Consider the following 16227-nt stretch of genomic DNA (forward strand, 5'->3'; position numbering starts at 1 on the left):
AGCCGAAGCCGCCGCCCGCGCCGCGCGCGCCTGCGCCGCAATCTGCTCCGCCTGCGCCGGCGTCATCGCACTGGCCAGGGGCACTGGCGGCGCCACCACCACCGGCGCCGGCGGATTCGGATCACGCTGCAGCCAAATGGTCGCCAAGCGCACCTCCTGCTTGCCCGGCACGCCCAACTCCACAAACAAATGCAGATAATCCGCCTCCACCGCCCGCGTGGTCGACACATGCAACACCTGCCGCGCCCCACGCCGCTCCACCTGCAAGCGCACCGACGCCAGCGCCGGATTCATCGTCACGTTCGCGCCCCGATACACATTCGCATCGGCCAGCCGCACCTGCAGCCCGCTCACCTCCTCCGGCGTCAGCGAACCCAGCTCGATATCCACCGCCAACGGCTGACCGATATACGAATGGGGCGCGACCTCGCCCAGCTCGGCCGCCTGCGCGGCGCCCAGCCAGGCGCACATCAGAATAGGTAATAGCTTGTGCTGCATCGTCTCAAGTCGCGGTTCAGGCGAGAATTCCAAAAAGTGTAACAGCTATAACGGCAGAAATTCCCGGTTTTGTAGCCCCCGGTCAATTTTTCCAAACTGCGCTACACTCGTTGCATTTCTTTCTCTACAAGGATTCAATATGAGCACCCGTAGTGAACGTGACAGTTTCGGCCCCATCGACGTCCCCGACGCCCAGCTATGGGGCGCCCAGACCCAGCGCTCGCTGGAACACTTCCGCATCTCCAGCGAAAAAATGCCGACCGAGCTGATCCACGCATTGGCCAGCGTCAAACGCGCCGCCGCCCGCGTCAACCTCGACCTCGGCCTGCTGCCCGGCCCCAAAGCCATCGCCATCACCCAGGCCGCCGACGAAGTGCTGGCCAACCAGCACCCGGCCGAATTCCCGCTGGCGGTGTGGCAAACCGGCTCCGGCACCCAGTCCAATATGAACATGAACGAAGTGCTGGCCAACCGCGGCTCCGAACTGATGGGCGGCGTGCGCGGCGAAAGCCGGCTGCTGCACCCCAATGACGACGTCAACAAAGGCCAATCGTCCAACGACATCTTCCCCACCGCCATCCACGTCGCCGCCGCCCAGGCGCTGGCCCACAACGTGTTGCCGGCGCTGCAACAACTGCGCGCCAGCCTGCAGAGCAAGTCCGCCGCCTTCGCCGACATCGTCAAAATCGGCCGCACCCACCTGCAAGACGCCACCCCGCTGACGCTGGGCCAGGAATTCTCCGGCTACGTGGCCCATCTCGACTTTGCCGAACACGCCATCAACGCCGCCCTGCCCGGCGTGCTGCAACTGGCGGCCGGTGGCACCGCCGTCGGCACCGGCCTCAACGCCCACCCGGAATACGCCACCCGCATCGCCGCCGAACTGGAACACGCACTGAAGCTGCCATTCCAGACCGCCGACAACAAATTCGCCGCGCTGGCCGGCCACGACGCCCTGCTGTCGGCCCACGGCGCGCTGAAAACCCTGGCCGCCGCGCTGATGAAAATCGCCAACGACGTGCGCTGGATGGCATCCGGCCCGCGCTCCGGCCTGGGCGAGCTCAGCATCCCCGAAAACGAGCCGGGCAGCTCCATCATGCCGGGCAAGGTCAACCCGACCCAGTGCGAGGCGCTGACCATGCTGGCCTGCCAGGTGTTCGGCAACGACGTCGCCATCACCATGGGCGGCGCCTCCGGCAACTTCGAGCTCAACGTCTACAAGCCGCTGATCGCCCACAACTTCCTGCAAAGCGCGCGCCTGCTGGCCGACGGCATGCGCAGCTTCGAGGAACATTGTGTGCACGGCATCGAACCGAATCGCGACCGCATCGCCGAACTGATGGAGCGCTCGCTGATGCTGGTGACCGCGCTGGCGCCGCACATCGGCTACGACAAGGCCGCCAGCATCGCCAAAAAGGCCCAGCACGAAGGCACCACGCTGAAGGAAGCCGCGCTGGCGCTGGGCTATGTCACGGCCGAGCAGTTCACGCAGTGGATCGTGCCGCTGGACATGACCAAGCCGGGCGCCAAGGGCTAGAAACCGTAGGCGTAGCGCACGCCCACCAGCCAGTCCGGCGGCGCGGCGGCGTCATGGCCGGGATTGACGCGCCACATCAGCGCGCCGGTCACCCGGCCCTTGTTGCCATCGTGGCCAAAGTGGCGGGTATAGCCGAACTCCAGGTCGCGCTCGGTGGCGGTCGGCCACAGGTTCAGGCGCGGCGCGCCCAGCGCTGCCAGCCCGCCATCGGCCGGTTGCGGCACGGCCGCGTTGTATTCCAGCGAACCGCCGCGCACCTTGGCCGGAATCGAGAACGTCACCGCCAGCCGGTCGCTGCTGTTGAACAGTTGGCGCCGCACAAAGCCGGCGCTGTAGGCCACCGTGCGCACCGACGACACCTGCGCCAGCAGGCTGTCCGGACTGCCCAGCCCCTCGGTCTTGCCATACGACGCCAGTGCCATCAGCGAGCTGTACGGCGACAGCGCATAGCCCAGCGACAGCGAGGTAAACGTGGTGGTCGGGCGCGAATTCAACATGCTGACCATGCTCTGTTGCGTGCCCGGCGCGCCGCCGGCCTCGCGCAGGACGCCGACCGTCAGAATGCCGGTGCCGCGCCCCATCTTGCGCTCGAACTCGGCGCTGCTGAGGAAGCGCTTGCCGCGCTCGTTCAACACCGGCCCCAGCGGATCGAGCAACGCCAGATTGTCCGGCAAGGCGCCAAAGTGCAGGCGCGGCACGCCGTTCGGCGCCGCCGCATAGCGCGGCACGCTGGTGGTTTGCAGGCTGTCGGCCAGCGCCCCCTGTCGGTCGGCCGCATCGAACAGCAACGCCGCGTTGGAGCGTTGCTCAAACAATAGAGGCTGGGTCGGCATGGCCCAGGGATCGGAAGCGAGCGCTTCGGCCCCGAGCAGACCCAGTGTCGTCAATGCCAGAAAGTGCTTTTTCATGATGCAACCCGCCACATTGCGCCCTGCTTAAATATTTAGCAGTTAACTCAGAATAGCAACTTCTTTTGCCCGTGGCTATCGGTATACCCTTACAGGGATAGGGTAAACTGCGCGCCTGTCGGAATGCCGCTACACTAAGCAGTGCGGGCTGAGCAGCCGATTTCACATCATGGCAACAGAGGATAAAATGCAAAAAGTAAGCTTTGAATTAAATGGCGAGTTTGTCGAACTCAACCAGCTGCTGAAGCTGGTGGGACTGTGCGACAGCGGCGGTGCCGGCAAGCAGATCGTGGCCAGCGGCGACGTCAAGGTCGACGGCAAGCAAGAGCTGCGCAAGACCGCCAAAATCCGCGCCGGCCAGCAAGTCAGCGTTGGAGACGTTAGAATTACCGTGCAAGCCGCGTAATTATTCTTGCGTTACAGCAATAATAGCCTAAGCTGCCTACAAGGCGGCCAGGGCAAGCGGGTTTGACCTTGCACAATCCGGTCAGCGCCGGCCTCGCTATAGTGGGCCAGCCTGTATCCGGTTTTTTCAACCCGTTTTCAATTGCAGGGGTGATGTCATGGACGGTCCCGCACCAAACAGCCCCACCCAGGAACGGTTGCTGGACGACTTGCGCCAGGTGATAGAAAACGCCGAAGAACTGCTGAAGAACACCGACCAGTACCACGGCGACGCCTACCAGGCCGCGCGCAACAAGCTGGCGGTCGCCCTGCAGGCCGCCACCGCCGAGCTGGCACGCTTTGAAGACGTGCAAATCGCCCGCATGATCGAACTGACCGCCGCCGCCAACCGCCTGCACCGCGACCTGACCGGCGAAGACAAGCTGCTACGCGCCTTCCGTCACGACCGCTGATAACACCCGCTGGGCCAGCCAGGTCCGCAGGCTGGTCGCCACATCGAATTCCTCATCCAATGCAAACGCCGTGTCCAGCGCGGCGCCCATGCTGCCGCCTTGTTGCAATGTGGTGAGCGCGGCGTGGCCAGCGGTGTCCAGCGCCAGCACTTGCGCCTGCCATTGCGGCCGGCTGACCAGCGCGTGGCTGGGCACCGCCATGTCTTCCGGGAAGGGGATGCCGCTGTCCGGCTGATGTGCCAGCCATAGCGGCGCGATCGCCCATGCCGAGGCCAGCAGGCTAGCACTCGGCTGCAGCGCATAGCGGGCCGCTTCGAATTGTTCCGGCGTCAGCGCGGCCAGCTGGGCGGCGTCCAGTACTGGCGCGGCGGGCGCGTAGTGGGCGCGGTGCACGGCCCATTCCAGCGTCGCCATGTCCGGCAGATACGGCAGTTCGGCCGTGTGCGGGAAGCTGCGCAGGAAGGCCGGCAGCGCGGCGCCGAAGTGGTTCAGGTCGGGATTGTCGGCGGCATGGGCGCGGCCGTAGGCGCGGGCCAGGCCGCCGAAGAAGTCCTCGCCCACCAGCGCCAGCAGCACCGGATAGGCCGCCGCCAGCGACTTGGTCCAGGTGGCGCTCTGATTGCCGCGATACAGCGCATACCGGTGCTTGAGATGCTCGCCAGCACGCAACTGCGCCAGCGCTGGCGGCGCCAGCTGCGCGTCGAACAGCGCGCCGGCAAACAGCTGCTGCGCGTCGGCCAGCGCGGCGTCAGGCCGCCCCGCCGCCGCCGGCCGTGCCTCGCCGGGCAGCGGCTGCGTTACCCTGCAGGGCGGCGCGGCGCCAGCCATCCGAGTGGCAGCCTGATCGGCCTCAGCCAGCAACACCTCCAGCGGCGGCAAATCGGCATCCCATTCAATCAAGGTCGGCACCGCGCCAAAGCGCGCCAGCGCCGCCTCGTACAAGCGCCACACCGGCGGCGCCACGCGGTCGCCATGATGATCGATGACCGCCTCCGGCGTCACCAGATGCCCGCCCAGATGCAACTCCCCCACCATGCCCGGCGCAATCGCGGCGATGGCGGCCAGCGCATCCTCACCGTGATTGCACTGGTTCACATACAAATTATTGACATCCAACAGCAGCCCGCAGCCAGTGCGCGTCGCCAGCGCCGCCAGAAACTCGGCCTCGCTCATCGCGTCCGCCGCAAAGCGCACGTAGGTCGACACATTCTCGACCAGCAACTGCCGGCCCAGCGCGTCCTGCACCCGCTGCACCCGCGCCGCCATCCAGTCCAGCGCCGCCCGGTCCAACACCAGCGGCAACAAATCGTGCAACTGCCGCCCGGCCACCGCGCCCCAGCACAGATGCTCGGACACCAGCGCCGGCTGGAGCCGCGCCACCAGCTCGCGCACGCGCGCCAGATGCGCATCGGAAAAACCACGCGCCGAGCCCAGCCCCAGCCCCACGCCATGCAGACTGACCGCATAATCGGCGCGCAACTGCTCCAGCACATGCCAATCCCAGCCGGCTTGATCCAGATAATTTTCGCTATGCACCTCCAGCCAGCGCAGCGCCGGCCGCTGCGTCAGCCACTGCCGGTAGTGCGGCGCGCGCAGGCCGATGCCGACACCAAGGCCGGCCACCGCGCCATCCACCATGCTTACTTGGCTGGCGCGGCTGGTGGCGTGGTCTTGCCGCCGGTTTTCTCGCAAGTGCCCTTGGCAACGAATTTCCACTCATCCGGCGCATTGTCGGTCTTGGCCTGACCGGAGCAGGAGTGGGCGGCGGTGCCGCAATCGTTCTGGCCAGCCTTGGCCACGCCATAGCACTTCTCCTGATCGGCGGCGGCGGCGCTGCCAGCCTGGGTGGCGCACACAGTGGCCAGCGCGGCGGCGATCAAGGCGTGACGTTTGTTCATGGTGTATCTCCCGAGGATAAAGTATAAGTCCGCAGCGTACCAGCAATCGTGCCGGTACGCACCTGTCGGAGCAGCAGGGAGACAGCAAGGCGCGAGCGCGCCGCGCGCCGGACGGCGCGCCGGGAACAGCGGAACCGCCGCGCTCAGGCGGTGGTATTGATGTTGTTGCCGAGGTGAGAAGGCAGGTTAGGCACCGGCGGAATCGCCTCGACCAGCGCCGAAGCACTGGATGCCTGTATGTCCTGCGCCTTTTTCAGTACTGCAACGCCGACAGCCTGTTTGGTGCCGGTGTCCGCAATCGTGGTTGCGGTCTGCGCAATGCCGGTAACGTCCATGATGGACCTCCATTAAGGGGTATCAAGTCATTTACGGCAGGCGCCGGAGCAACTTTAGGCTTGCGCTGAAATTTTTTTCAGATGCGTGAGCAGCCAGACAAGTACCGTCTCCGGCTGATTCAGGTCCAGCCAGGTCACGCTGTCGCGGAGCCCGTCCGGCCGTGGATGATCGGCCGCCACCGCCACCACGTGCACATCGTCCGGATACAGCGGCGCCCGGCCAGCCTCGACCCGGTACACTTCCAGCTTGTCGATCGGGTAAGCCTTGAAGCCTTCCAACAAGGTCAGGTCGGCCGGCGCCAGCCGCTCCAGCTGCTGGTCCAGCGACGGTTCCGGCGCGCCGCGCAATTCATGAATGATGGCGTAACGGAACGGCGACGCCACCATCACCTCGGCCGCGCCGGCCATGCGCAGGCGCGCGCTATCCTTGTGCGCCGGTTCCAGGTGCAGATCGTGATGACTGTGCTTGATAACGTTGACCTTCAGCCCCCGCCCCGCCAGCTGTGCCAGCAGGTATTCCAGCAGCGTGGTCTTGCCGCTGCCGGAGGTGCCGATGATTCCCAGGATGTTGCGCGCGTGCGCGGGACTTACTTGGTGCATTGCCGGGCCTCCTATTGATGCCCGACATTATAGGGGAAGGCGTCAGTCTTTGATTTTAATGCCGTTGGAGTGACTACGGCCGGCTAGCAGCACCAAAGCGACGCAGATCAGCACCATGCTCCAGGTGCTCGGCTCGCTGGAGGAAATCATTTCAGCCGCATGCACGCGTGGCATGTAGGCGGCGGCGCCGATCAGGAACGGCAGGCATTTCAGGTGTTTCATGAGATTTCCCCTTGCTGAGTTCACAATGATAAGAAAATATCATGATTTTGTGACACGCGCATTACGCCTCAGTACGGGACGCGGTAACGATAGCCTTTAAAGTTGAAAATCGCCTCTTTCGGCTGCAATTTCTCCAGCACCAAGCCAGGCGCCACCTCCTCGCCCTCATGGCGCAGAATTTTGTCGACCAGCAACAAGCGGTCGGCCGCGTTCTTCGAGTAAATATAGCCGCCCACCGTGACCGGCGGAATCGAACGCTGGATCGGCTCCGGCAGCTCGCGCAGATTGGCCACCGGTTCTTCCGACGCCGAGGCCGGCTTGGCGGCCGGTTGCGCTGCCCCTGACGCTGACGCTGGCGCTACCGCCTGAGCCGCTGCGGCAACCGGCGCCGACGCCGTGGCGCGCGCCAGATTCGCCACCGACGGCGGCAAATCAGCATCCGGCAGCGGCAGCGGCGCCGGCGCTGGTGACGATGCCGGCGCTGCGGCAACTGGCGCTGGTGGCTGCACCGCCGCCGGCGCGGCAGCCGCCAGCGGCGCCTCCGGTGACGCAGACGGCCGCAACACCAGCACCAGCAGCACGCCGATCACACCGGCCATCGCCAGCAGCGCCAGGATCAGCTGCTTGCTGATCCGCCCGGCGCCGGCATGGCTGTCTGCCGTCTGCAAAGTCGGCGCATGAATGGTCGGCGAATTGCCCAACTGGCGTTCCGCCTGCGCCTTCTTCAACGCTTCCAAAATATAAGACATAGCTTCAAATAAGTTAAATACCGCGTTATCGTATGCCGCGCGCTGTCATCAGCGCAGATGCGGCTCCTGCACGCCACCCAGCTGATACAGGCGGATAAAAGTCTTCGGCCCGGCCACGCCATCCGCCTTGAGGTTTTGCGCGCTCTGGAATTCCATCAACCGCGTGCGCAGTGCCGCGTCCAGCGGCTGATTCTCCTGCGGCTTCTTCAAATCGTAAATCTGCGACAGGCGACGGGCCAGCCAATCGACGTCAGGCCCGTGGTCGCCGCTGCGCACCTCGTCGCGCCAGGCCCGTGGCGCGCGCCAGTAGGTGGTGTACTCGCCTTCATAGCGTGCCGCCAGCGCATCCACGCTCAGCGTCTGCGGCTTGCCGCCGGGAACGACGATGCTGGCCGTGCCGTCGTCCAGCGCGGTCAGCAGCACGTAATTGGGGCCGACCGGATCGTCGTGCAGCTTCAGCATGGCCGGGCGGTCCAGCTGGCGCAAATCGTCCAGCGAGCCCTTCGCTTGCAGACAGCGCAGATTGGCGCGCGCCGCCGTCGGACAGGGATCGCCATCCACCAGCGTCAAGCCCCACAGGCCGGCCAACTGGCGCAAGGCCACCGCACTGTCGCCACTCGGCGGCAAGGCCGGCGCTGGCGCCCCGGCCACCGCAGCAGCAACAGCAGGCGCGGACGATACCGCCACCGCCGCACTGGCCGCCTGCGCCGGCGCCACCACCGTCGGCCCGGGGCGCGCCGCCAGTTGCCACGCCAGCGCGCTGATGACCACACCGCCCAGCACCCCGGCCGCCAGCAGCGGCCAACGCCCCGCCAGCGCAGCCCGCGCGCCCGACGGCGCAGCGTCCTGACCGGCAAACACCTCGGCCGCCGCCCGCTTCAAGATCGTGCGCGTCACCTGCGGCTGATTCTCTACATACGCCCCCAGCAAAGCGCGGTCGCACAACAGATTGATACGGCGCGGCACGCCCTTGGTCAGCCCATGCACCAGTCCCATCAGCTTGCGTGGAAACGGCGCCACCGCGCCAGCCCCGGCCACCGCCAGCCGATGCTCGATATACGTTCCCGTCTCCGCCTCCGACAGTGAACCCAGGTGATAACGCGCAATCACCCGTTGCGCCAGTTGCTCCAGCTCCGGCCGCGCCAGCATGCCACGCAACTCCGGCTGACCGATCAAAATGATCTGCAGGAGCTTGCGCTCGCTGGTTTCCAGATTGGTCAGCAAGCGCAACTGCTCCAGCACCTCGGCCGACAGATTCTGCGCCTCATCGATAATCAGCACATTGTTGCGCCCCTGCGCGTGCGAGGCCAGCAGATAGGCATTGATCGCATCCACATAACCCTTGACGCTGACCGCGCCCGCTCCCTGCGGCGCCAGCGCGATGCCGAACTCATCGCAGATCGACAGCAGCAACTCCTCCACCGACAGCTTGGGATTGAAGATATAGCCAAGCTTGCAATTGTCGGGAATCTGCTCCATGAAGCAGCGGCACACCGTGGTCTTGCCGGCGCCAATTTCACCGGTCAGCAGCACGAAGCCGCCGCCACTGCCGATGCCGTACAGCAGATGCGCCAGCGCCTCGCGATGGCGTTCGCTCATGAACAGATAGCGTGGGTCGGGCGCGATGGAAAACGGCGATTGTTTCAGATTGAAGAATTGCGTGTACATGAAAACCCAGTGAGTGCGCGGTGGCCTATTTTAGCCGTTGTCGGATCGGCGGCGGCTGCACCGGCGGCAACGGCTGCCACTTCGCGCAATAAATCTTGGATTTGGTATCGAAATACACGATGCGGCTGGCCGGCTTGGCCTCGCGCACCGGATAGGCCGAGGTATCGATCACCGTGTAATGCGTGCCCACCTGCTGGATGATGGCCTTCTCCAGATTATCCGGCGTGGCCTCGGCCACCGCGCCCACGAACACATAGGTACTGGTATCGTCGCTGACCATCACCTCGGAAATCGGCGTGCCCCACAGCGTGGCGCCGGCGGTGCGGAACCAGAACGCCCCGCCCTCGTGCTTGTAGGCGGCACCGAAATGCTTCTGCAGATAGCCGTAGTAGTAATTGTTTTCGGTATGATCGCGGCACAGCAGGCCGTTACCGATGATGGTGCCAAAGGTGGTCGGCACCGACTGCGCCGCCGCCACGCCGCAGACCAGCGCCAGCGCCAGCGCCGCGCCGCACAGCCCGCGCATTATGTTTTTGACAGCCACGCGCGGTTGGCGCTGATGCGCGCCTTGGCGGTCGGCGGCAACGCTTCGTAACAGCCCGGATACTGCTTCAAGGCATGCTCGCGAATTTCCTTCTGCAAGCCGTTAATTAAAAATACGTACAGCACGCCGCCGTCGCTGGTATTCTTGGTTCCCATGTATTTGATCATGTGCGCTCCTTTCTCGCTGCGTCGGGCGCTCCCGCTGATAGATAGATACAAATAGATGCGCCCATTATGACATCACGGCCGCAGCGCGGCCACACAAACAGTATCGGCCGTGCGCGCACAAAGCTGAAGTGCGGCTCAGCCCCGGAATTTTGCAGCTGATCCCACGCTTCCGCGCGTCCATCCCATGCCGCGCGACGGCAGCATGGTTTTGTCATATCGTCCAGTTCTCGCCCCTTCTACCATATCGAGACCAACATGAAGCAGACGATCAAGTACACCACCCTGGCCGCCCTGTTGCTGGGCGCCACCCTCGCCGCCAGCCACAGCCAGGCCGACAACAAGCAAGATGACAGCTACGGCAGCGAAACCCGCAGCGTCACCGCCTTCAGCAGCCTCAACCTGATCGGCCCGTTCCGCACCATCGTCAGCGCCGACGCCGGCGACAAAGTCGAAATCTCCGGCCCGCGCAGCCGCCTGGCCGACATCGAAACCGCCGTCAGCGGCGACACCCTGACCGTGCGCCAGGCCCGCAAGCAAGGCAACGGCTGGAGCTTCAACTGGGGCAACGACAAGCGCCGCGAGCTGACCGTGCGCATCAGCGCCGCCAACCTGAAAAGCCTGCGCAACGCCGGCAGCGGCGACGTCGAACTGCAGCACTACCAGGGCAAACAGCTGACCTTGATCTCGGACGGTCCCGGCGACCTGCGCGCCAGCGGCAAGGTGAGCGAGCTGAGCGTCACCGCCAGCGGCAGCGGCGATCTCGACCTGCGCGCCTTGCAGACCGCCAGCCTCAACCTGCAAATGAACGGCCCCGGCGACGTTGACGCCAGCGGCGTCACGCAAGACCTGAACCTGGTGGTGCGCGGCTCGGGCGACCTCGACATTGGCGACATCCACGCCGGCCGCGTCAACGCCGCGCTGCACGGACCGGGCTCGGTATCACTGCGCGGCAGCGCCCAGGAACTGCACGCCGAAGTGCACGGCTCGGGCGACCTCGACGCCTGCACGCTGGACGCCGGCGCCGCCAGCGCCGTACTGCACGGCCCGGGCGAAGCCTGCATTGCCGGCCACATCAAGAAACTGGACGCCGAAGTGCACGGCTCCGGCGACCTGACGGTGCGCGGGCTGGACGCGCAAAACGTGCGCGCCCGCCTCAGCGGCCCCGGCAACATGATCCTGTCCGGCAACGCCACCATCCTCAACGCCCAGGTGACCGGCTCCGGCGACCTCGACGCACGCCAACTGTGCACCCGCCAGACCGACGTCAGCGTCCACGGCCCCGGCAACGCCGTCGTCGCGCTGGCCGACAAACAAGACGCCAGCCGCACCCACCTCGTCACCTACCACCGCTAAACTCCAGCTCGTGTCCACTTCGGGGTCAGTTCTCAAAATCGGACATTGAGTCGCGCGCGACTCAATGTCCGATTTTGAGAACTGACCCCGAAGTGGACAAAAGTGGCATTAACGCATCAAAGACCGGCCGCGTGCCGGTTTTTTCTTTTTTACTCAGCAAAAACAAGTACTTGCGGAATAATTTCAATTTAACAAGCGCAGTCCACTTCGATATTTTTCAATACCAGTTAAATACCTGTTGACAAGCTGGTGTGCCAACCCTATAGTGCCCTTCATCGCGGCCCATCCCCGGCTGCAAGCACTCTCGGGTAAACATGATCGACTTTCTCATCGGCGTAGATGGCGGCGGCAGCGGCACCAGGCTCCGCCTGGCGCGCGCCGACGGCAGCGAAATCGCGGACGGCGCCGCCGGCCCTTCCGGCCTGATGCATGGCATCGCCCACGCCTGGGCTGCGGTTGAGGCCGCCGCCCAGACGGCGTTCCGCGCGGCCGGCCTCGATGTGCCGGCCCGTAACACCATCGCCATCGGTCTCGGCCTGGCTGGCGTGCACAACAAACAATGGGCGGCTGAGTTCGTCGCCGCCAATCCCGGTTACGCCCAGGTCGCGCTGGAAAGCGACGGCCATACCACCGTGCTGGGCGCCCACGACGGCGCCGCCGGCGCCATCATCGCGCTCGGCACCGGCAGCGTCGGCGAAATCAAATTGAGCGATGGTCGCCATGTCGAAGTCGGCGGCTGGGGCTTCCCGGCCGGCGACGAAGCCAGTGGCGCCTGGATGGGCCTGCGCGCCATCAACCACGTGCAGCAGGTGCTGGACGGCCGCGTCGCCGCCAACGCCTTCGCCAGCGCGGTGGCCGACGCCTGCGGCGGCGAGCGCAACGCGATCCAGAACTGGCTGGCGCAAGCCACGCAGACGCAGTACGCGCAACTGGCGCGGCTGGTGCTGCAGCATGGTGACAGCAACGACACCGCGCGCGCCATCCTGCACGCCGCCGGCCGCGAAGTGGAATTGATGGCCAACGCGCTGGACGCCAGCGCCACGCTGCCGATCGCCCTGTGCGGCGGCCTGGCCACGCCACTGCGCCCTTACCTGCCGCCAGCCCTGCTGCCACGTCTGGTGACGCCGCGCGGCGACTCGGCCGCCGGCGCGCTGCGCCTGATCCAACAACGTTTACAGCATTCGTAGCGGAGTCGCGCAGATGAGCGATGCAATCAAAGGCAATATCCTGACACCGTCCGGCTGGGTCCACGGTGAACTCACATTCAACCAGCGCGTCAGCGCCATCGACGGCGCCAGCACCGATCCCGCGCTGAATGAAGCGGCCTATATCCTGCCTGGCTTTATCGATTTGCACGTGCACGGCGGCGGCGGCCGCGATGTGATGGAAGGCGGCGACGCGGTACGCACCATCGCCGCCATCCACGCCCGCCACGGCACCACCAGCATGCTGGCCACCACCATGACCGCGCCGCCGGAAGACATCGATCTGGCGCTGCAAGGCATTGGCCTGGCCGCCGCCGCGCGCGGCAAGGGCGAGGCGCGGGTACTGGGCGCGCATCTGGAAGGCCCGTTCATCAACTCCGGCAAGCTCGGTGCGCAGCCGCCCTACGCGCGCAGTGCCAAGCTGGCCGACGTGCGGAAGCTGGAACAACTGGCGCCGCTCAAGCTGATTACTGTGGCGCCCGAACTGGAAGGCCATCTGGCGCTGGTGCGCGAACTGTCCGACGCCGGCATGCGGGTCCAGATCGGCCATACGCTGGGCAGCTATGAAGACGGCGTGGCCGCGCTGGAGCACGGCGCGCACGGCTTCACCCATCTGTTCAACGCCATGACCGGCCTGCATCACCGCGAGCCCGGCATGGTCGGCGCCGCGCTGGCCCATGCGCGCTTTGCCGAATTCATTCCCGACCTGCTGCACGTGCACCCCGGCGCCATCAAGACCGCGCTGCGCTGCATTCCGCATCTGTACTGCGTGACCGACTCCACCTCCGCCACCGGCATGCCGGACGGCGAGTACATGCTGGGCCGGCACAAGGTCATGAAGTGCATGGGCGGCGTGCGTCTGCCCGACGGCACGCTGGCCGGCAGCACCCTCACCATGGACCAGGCGCTGCGCAACCTGGTCGGACTCGGCCTCGATCTGGCGGACGCCTCGGCGCGGGTCTCAACCTATGCGGCCGATTATCTCGGCCTCTCCGAGCGGGGCCGCCTGGCCCCCGGCGCCTTTGCCGACTTCGTGGTGCTCGACCGTGACCTGAACCTCAAAGCCGTCTATATCGAAGGAGAATTGTTGTGACCTCAATGATGTTGAAAGAAGCCCTGTCCGCCGCCGATTGCGTCGCCGGCCAACTGGCCCATGACGCCGACCGCTATGCGGAACTGGGCCGCCATTTGAGGAGCACCTCGTTCTCCACCGCGCTGACCATCGCGCGCGGCAGCTCCGACCACGCCTGCGCCTACGCCGCCTACCTGATCATGGCGCGCCTCGGTCGCGTAGTGGCCTCGCTGCCGATGTCGCTGGTGACGCTGAACAAATCGCCGCTGATCACGCGCGACACGCTAGCGATCTCGATCTCGCAATCCGGCCAGAGCCCGGACGTGGTGGAACCGATCCGTTACTTCCGCGACGGCGGCGCCACCACCATCGCACTGGTCAACGACATCGATTCGCCGCTGGCGCACGCCGCCGAATGGTCGATGCCACTGCGCGCCGGTAAAGAGCAGAGCGTGGCCGCCACCAAGAGCTTCATCACCAGCCTGGTGGCCAGTGCGCGCCTGGTGGCCGCGTGGCAGAACGATCCCGAGCTGCTGGCCGGCCTGGAAGCGCTGCCCGAATCGCTGCGCGCCGCCACCGCCGAAGACTGGTCGAAGGCGGTCGAAGTGCTGACACCGGCCCGTAACATCATGGTGGTGGGACGCGGCATCAGCTTCCCGGTCGCGCTGGAAGCCTCGCTCAAATTCAAGGAGACCTCGGCGCTGCAAGCGGAAGCCTTCAGCGGCGCCGAAATCAAGCACGGCCCGATGGCGCTGATCGAGGAAGGCTATCCGCTGGTGATCTTCGCCACCCGTGGCCCGACCCAAGCCAGCTTGCTGGCGCTGGCCAGCGAGATGCGCGGCCGTGGCGCGCACGTGCTGCTGGCGGCACCGGCCGACGTCGCCGAGCGCGATCTGACCTTGCCGGTGGCTGCCACGCCGGACCTTGACCCCATCGTCGCCATTCAGGCGTTCTACAAGATGGCGGCCGAGCTGTCGGCGGCGCGCGGCATGGACCCGGACCAGCCTCGCCACCTGAGCAAAGTCACCAAGACCAACTGATACACCCGGCCCGCGCCGTCGTTCGCGCAGCGGCGCCGGCGGTGCGCGTCCATGCACGGAGCACTGCAATGAGCACCCATAACGATCTCAGAAAAATCGCCGGCCAGCTGATCATGATCCGCTTCCCCGGCACCGTGCTGGACGCGGCCACCGCCGACTTCCTGCGCGCGAACGGCATCCGCGCGGTCTGTCTGTTCCGCGGCAATATGACCGACGCCGAACAGCTGGCGCGCCTCACCGCCGACCTGCGCGCGGCGATGGGGCCGGACGCGCTGATCGCCATCGACCAGGAAGGCGGCGCCGTGGTGCGCTCGACCTGGGTGCCGGCACCGCCGGCCGCGATGGGCCTGGGCGCCGCCAACGACACCGATCTGGCCTACCGCACCGGCGCCGCCGTGGCGCGCGCCGTCAAGTCGCTGGGCTTCAACTGGAACTTCGCGCCGGTGCTGGACCTGAACAACAACCCGCACAATCCGGTGATCGCCGAACGCTCCTTCGGCGCCGAACCGCAACGCGCCGCCGAACTGGCGATGGCGTGGATGGCCGGCAGCCATGCCGAGGGCGTGGCCTGCTGCGTCAAGCACTTCCCCGGCCACGGCGACACCAACGTCGATTCGCACCGCGACCTACCCACCGTCGACAAGCCGGTGGAACAGCTGCAGCAGCTGGAGTTGGCGCCGTTCCGTATCGCCTCCGCAGCCGCGCCGGCCATGATGACCGCGCACATCGTCTACCCGACGCTGGACGCCGACAACCCGGCCACCATGTCGCGCCGCATCCTCACCGGCCTGCTGCGCGATGAATGGCAGTACCAGGGCATTGTCATCACCGACGGCATGGACATGCACGCCATCGCCGGCCGCTACGGCGTCGGCAACGCCGCCGTGCGCGCGCTGACCGCCGGCGCCGACATGGTGATGGCGCTCGGCACCACCGAAACGCAAAACGAAACGCTGGACGCGATCGCCAACGCCATCGCCGCCGGCGAGCTGTCGCAAGCCGAAATCCAGACTCGCCTCGACCGTCTGTCCGCGCTGGCGCGCGCCTATCCATGCAAGCCACGCTCGTACAAGGAAGATGCCGCCGACCGCGTCATCATGGCCGAAGGCTGGCGTCGCGCGCTGACCGCCTACAGCGCCAACGGCCGCGCGCCGCAACCTCCCGCAGCCGGCGCCAAGGTGCGCCTGGTAGCGCGTCAGGACGTGGTCAGCGACGGCGTCTCGGAAGCCGGCGTGCCGGCCGCCGTGGTGGCCGCGTCACTCGGCAAGCTGTATGACGTCGAACTGATCACCTTCGCCGACGCCAATAGCTTCGACTGGGCCGCGTTGCCGCGGGACGGCCGCTACACCATGCTGGCCTCCACCTCGCGCATGCGCTACGGCGAGCATGCGCGCAGCAACTGGCGTCCCGACCTGCATCTGGCGCTGTGGAATCCGTATCAGGCGCTGGACATCCAGGCGCCGGCGCTGCTGACCTACGGCTTCGCCCAGCCGGCGCTGGACGCCATCAACGCCTGGCTGTCGGGCGAACTGCAAGCCACCGGCATCGCACCGGTTCCAGGCTTCATCCAATAA

19 protein-coding genes are annotated in these 16227 nt (G+C 66.0%); 8 read left to right on the forward strand and 11 right to left on the reverse strand.

The features are described 5' to 3' along the window. On the reverse strand, nucleotides 1-498 hold a 498-nt coding region (locus GJ699_RS14415), incomplete at its 3' end, for a type IV pilus assembly protein FimV (protein WP_371867565.1). Nucleotides 499-637: 139 nt separating this feature from the next. Between GJ699_RS14415 and fumC the strand changes: the two genes are divergently transcribed. Next, a complete protein-coding gene (gene fumC / locus GJ699_RS14420; RefSeq protein ID WP_154377349.1) occupies nucleotides 638-2035 on the forward strand; it encodes a class II fumarate hydratase in 1398 nt (465 codons plus the stop codon). Here the strand turns inward: fumC and GJ699_RS14425 are convergent. Further along, entirely contained in the window at nucleotides 2032-2943 is a 912-nt protein-coding gene (locus tag GJ699_RS14425) for a hypothetical protein (RefSeq protein ID WP_154377351.1), read from the reverse strand. The genes fumC and GJ699_RS14425 overlap by 4 nt on opposite strands. Nucleotides 2944-3130: 187 nt before the next feature. Here GJ699_RS14425 and GJ699_RS14430 point away from each other — a divergent pair, with 187 nt between their 5' ends. Both GJ699_RS14430 and GJ699_RS14435 read left to right on the forward strand, forming a co-directional pair. Next, a complete protein-coding gene (locus GJ699_RS14430) occupies nucleotides 3131-3349 on the forward strand; it encodes an RNA-binding S4 domain-containing protein (RefSeq protein ID WP_154377353.1) in 219 nt (72 codons plus the stop codon). A 157-nt stretch (nucleotides 3350-3506) separates the two neighbouring features. Next, complete coding sequence (locus GJ699_RS14435; protein ID WP_154377355.1) at nucleotides 3507-3800, forward strand: hypothetical protein; 294 nt, start codon at nucleotides 3507-3509, stop codon at nucleotides 3798-3800. Here GJ699_RS14435 and bufB read toward each other — a convergent pair. From bufB to GJ699_RS14480, 9 genes are all read right to left on the reverse strand, one after another. Further along, the gene (bufB, locus tag GJ699_RS14440) at nucleotides 3774-5492 is read right to left on the reverse strand and encodes an MNIO family bufferin maturase (RefSeq protein ID WP_308495519.1); all 1719 of its coding nucleotides are present in this window, start codon (nucleotides 5490-5492) and stop codon (nucleotides 3774-3776) included. The two genes, GJ699_RS14435 and bufB, sit on opposite strands and share 27 nt — an antisense overlap. After that, nucleotides 5441-5698 carry a BufA1 family periplasmic bufferin-type metallophore gene (locus GJ699_RS14445; RefSeq protein WP_154377359.1) on the reverse strand — a complete coding sequence of 86 codons (258 nt, stop codon included), beginning with the start codon at nucleotides 5696-5698 and terminating at the stop codon, nucleotides 5441-5443. Before GJ699_RS14445 ends, bufB begins: the two co-directional genes overlap by 52 nt. 143 nt (nucleotides 5699-5841) lie before the next feature. Further along, the gene (locus GJ699_RS14450; protein ID WP_154377361.1) at nucleotides 5842-6033 is read right to left on the reverse strand and encodes a YjfB family protein; all 192 of its coding nucleotides are present in this window, start codon (nucleotides 6031-6033) and stop codon (nucleotides 5842-5844) included. 54 nt (nucleotides 6034-6087) lie between these two features. After that, complete coding sequence (gene mobB / locus GJ699_RS14455; RefSeq protein ID WP_154377363.1) at nucleotides 6088-6633, reverse strand: molybdopterin-guanine dinucleotide biosynthesis protein B; 546 nt, start codon at nucleotides 6631-6633, stop codon at nucleotides 6088-6090. 42 nt (nucleotides 6634-6675) lie between these two features. Beyond that, nucleotides 6676-6855 carry a hypothetical protein gene (locus GJ699_RS14460; protein ID WP_154377365.1) on the reverse strand — a complete coding sequence of 60 codons (180 nt, stop codon included), beginning with the start codon at nucleotides 6853-6855 and terminating at the stop codon, nucleotides 6676-6678. A gap of 68 nt (nucleotides 6856-6923) precedes the next feature. Beyond that, the gene (locus GJ699_RS34975) at nucleotides 6924-7604 is read right to left on the reverse strand and encodes a general secretion pathway protein GspB (protein WP_154377367.1); all 681 of its coding nucleotides are present in this window, start codon (nucleotides 7602-7604) and stop codon (nucleotides 6924-6926) included. Between the two features lie 48 nt (nucleotides 7605-7652). Then, entirely contained in the window at nucleotides 7653-9272 is a 1620-nt protein-coding gene (locus tag GJ699_RS14470; protein ID WP_154377368.1) for an AAA family ATPase, read from the reverse strand. Between the two features lie 25 nt (nucleotides 9273-9297). Next, entirely contained in the window at nucleotides 9298-9798 is a 501-nt protein-coding gene (locus GJ699_RS14475; protein WP_154377370.1) for a hypothetical protein, read from the reverse strand. Next, nucleotides 9798-9983 (reverse strand): hypothetical protein, encoded by a 186-nt coding sequence (locus GJ699_RS14480; protein WP_154377372.1) that lies wholly within the window; start codon nucleotides 9981-9983, stop codon nucleotides 9798-9800. The genes GJ699_RS14475 and GJ699_RS14480 overlap by 1 nt, the downstream gene beginning before the upstream one ends. A 255-nt stretch (nucleotides 9984-10238) precedes the next feature. Between GJ699_RS14480 and GJ699_RS14485 the strand changes: the two genes are divergently transcribed. The 5 genes from GJ699_RS14485 to nagZ all read left to right on the forward strand — a co-directional run bounded on the left by GJ699_RS14485 (nucleotide 10239) and on the right by nagZ (nucleotide 16227). Then, a complete protein-coding gene (locus GJ699_RS14485) occupies nucleotides 10239-11336 on the forward strand; it encodes a GIN domain-containing protein (protein WP_154377374.1) in 1098 nt (365 codons plus the stop codon). A 314-nt stretch (nucleotides 11337-11650) separates the two neighbouring features. Further along, nucleotides 11651-12523 carry a glucosamine kinase nucleotide-binding domain-containing protein gene (locus tag GJ699_RS14490; protein WP_154377376.1) on the forward strand — a complete coding sequence of 291 codons (873 nt, stop codon included), beginning with the start codon at nucleotides 11651-11653 and terminating at the stop codon, nucleotides 12521-12523. Between the two features lie 13 nt (nucleotides 12524-12536). Further along, the gene (gene nagA, locus GJ699_RS14495; protein ID WP_154377378.1) at nucleotides 12537-13634 is read left to right on the forward strand and encodes an N-acetylglucosamine-6-phosphate deacetylase; all 1098 of its coding nucleotides are present in this window, start codon (nucleotides 12537-12539) and stop codon (nucleotides 13632-13634) included. 5 nt (nucleotides 13635-13639) lie between these two features. Beyond that, nucleotides 13640-14653, forward strand: coding sequence for an SIS domain-containing protein (locus tag GJ699_RS14500; protein WP_154377912.1), 1014 nt, complete (start codon nucleotides 13640-13642; stop codon nucleotides 14651-14653). A gap of 68 nt (nucleotides 14654-14721) precedes the next feature. Next, nucleotides 14722-16227, forward strand: a complete 1506-nt coding sequence (gene nagZ / locus GJ699_RS14505; RefSeq protein ID WP_154377380.1) for a beta-N-acetylhexosaminidase — start codon at nucleotides 14722-14724, stop codon at nucleotides 16225-16227.

Source organism: Duganella guangzhouensis (assembly GCF_009674535.1).
In the GTDB taxonomy this organism is placed as follows: Bacteria; Pseudomonadota; Gammaproteobacteria; order Burkholderiales; family Burkholderiaceae_D; genus Rugamonas; species Rugamonas guangzhouensis.

Coding starts and splice junctions, on each gene's coding strand:
- GJ699_RS14425 (WP_154377351.1), bottom strand. CDS start 2,943: ATGAAAAAGCACTTTCTGGCATTGACGACACTGGGTCTGCTCGGGGCC.
- GJ699_RS14480 (WP_154377372.1), bottom strand. CDS start 9,983: ATGATCAAATACATGGGAACCAAGAATACCAGCGACGGCGGCGTGCTG.
- GJ699_RS14490 (WP_154377376.1), top strand. CDS start 11,651: ATGATCGACTTTCTCATCGGCGTAGATGGCGGCGGCAGCGGCACCAGG.
- GJ699_RS14460 (WP_154377365.1), bottom strand. CDS start 6,855: ATGAAACACCTGAAATGCCTGCCGTTCCTGATCGGCGCCGCCGCCTAC.
- GJ699_RS34975 (WP_154377367.1), bottom strand. CDS start 7,604: ATGTCTTATATTTTGGAAGCGTTGAAGAAGGCGCAGGCGGAACGCCAG.
- GJ699_RS14475 (WP_154377370.1), bottom strand. CDS start 9,798: ATGCGCGGGCTGTGCGGCGCGGCGCTGGCGCTGGCGCTGGTCTGCGGC.
- fumC (WP_154377349.1), top strand. CDS start 638: ATGAGCACCCGTAGTGAACGTGACAGTTTCGGCCCCATCGACGTCCCC.
- GJ699_RS14485 (WP_154377374.1), top strand. CDS start 10,239: ATGAAGCAGACGATCAAGTACACCACCCTGGCCGCCCTGTTGCTGGGC.
- nagA (WP_154377378.1), top strand. CDS start 12,537: ATGAGCGATGCAATCAAAGGCAATATCCTGACACCGTCCGGCTGGGTC.
- GJ699_RS14430 (WP_154377353.1), top strand. CDS start 3,131: ATGCAAAAAGTAAGCTTTGAATTAAATGGCGAGTTTGTCGAACTCAAC.
- nagZ (WP_154377380.1), top strand. CDS start 14,722: ATGAGCACCCATAACGATCTCAGAAAAATCGCCGGCCAGCTGATCATG.
- GJ699_RS14470 (WP_154377368.1), bottom strand. CDS start 9,272: ATGTACACGCAATTCTTCAATCTGAAACAATCGCCGTTTTCCATCGCG.
- GJ699_RS14500 (WP_154377912.1), top strand. CDS start 13,640: ATGATGTTGAAAGAAGCCCTGTCCGCCGCCGATTGCGTCGCCGGCCAA.
- GJ699_RS14445 (WP_154377359.1), bottom strand. CDS start 5,698: ATGAACAAACGTCACGCCTTGATCGCCGCCGCGCTGGCCACTGTGTGC.
- GJ699_RS14450 (WP_154377361.1), bottom strand. CDS start 6,033: ATGGACGTTACCGGCATTGCGCAGACCGCAACCACGATTGCGGACACC.
- GJ699_RS14435 (WP_154377355.1), top strand. CDS start 3,507: ATGGACGGTCCCGCACCAAACAGCCCCACCCAGGAACGGTTGCTGGAC.
- mobB (WP_154377363.1), bottom strand. CDS start 6,633: ATGCACCAAGTAAGTCCCGCGCACGCGCGCAACATCCTGGGAATCATC.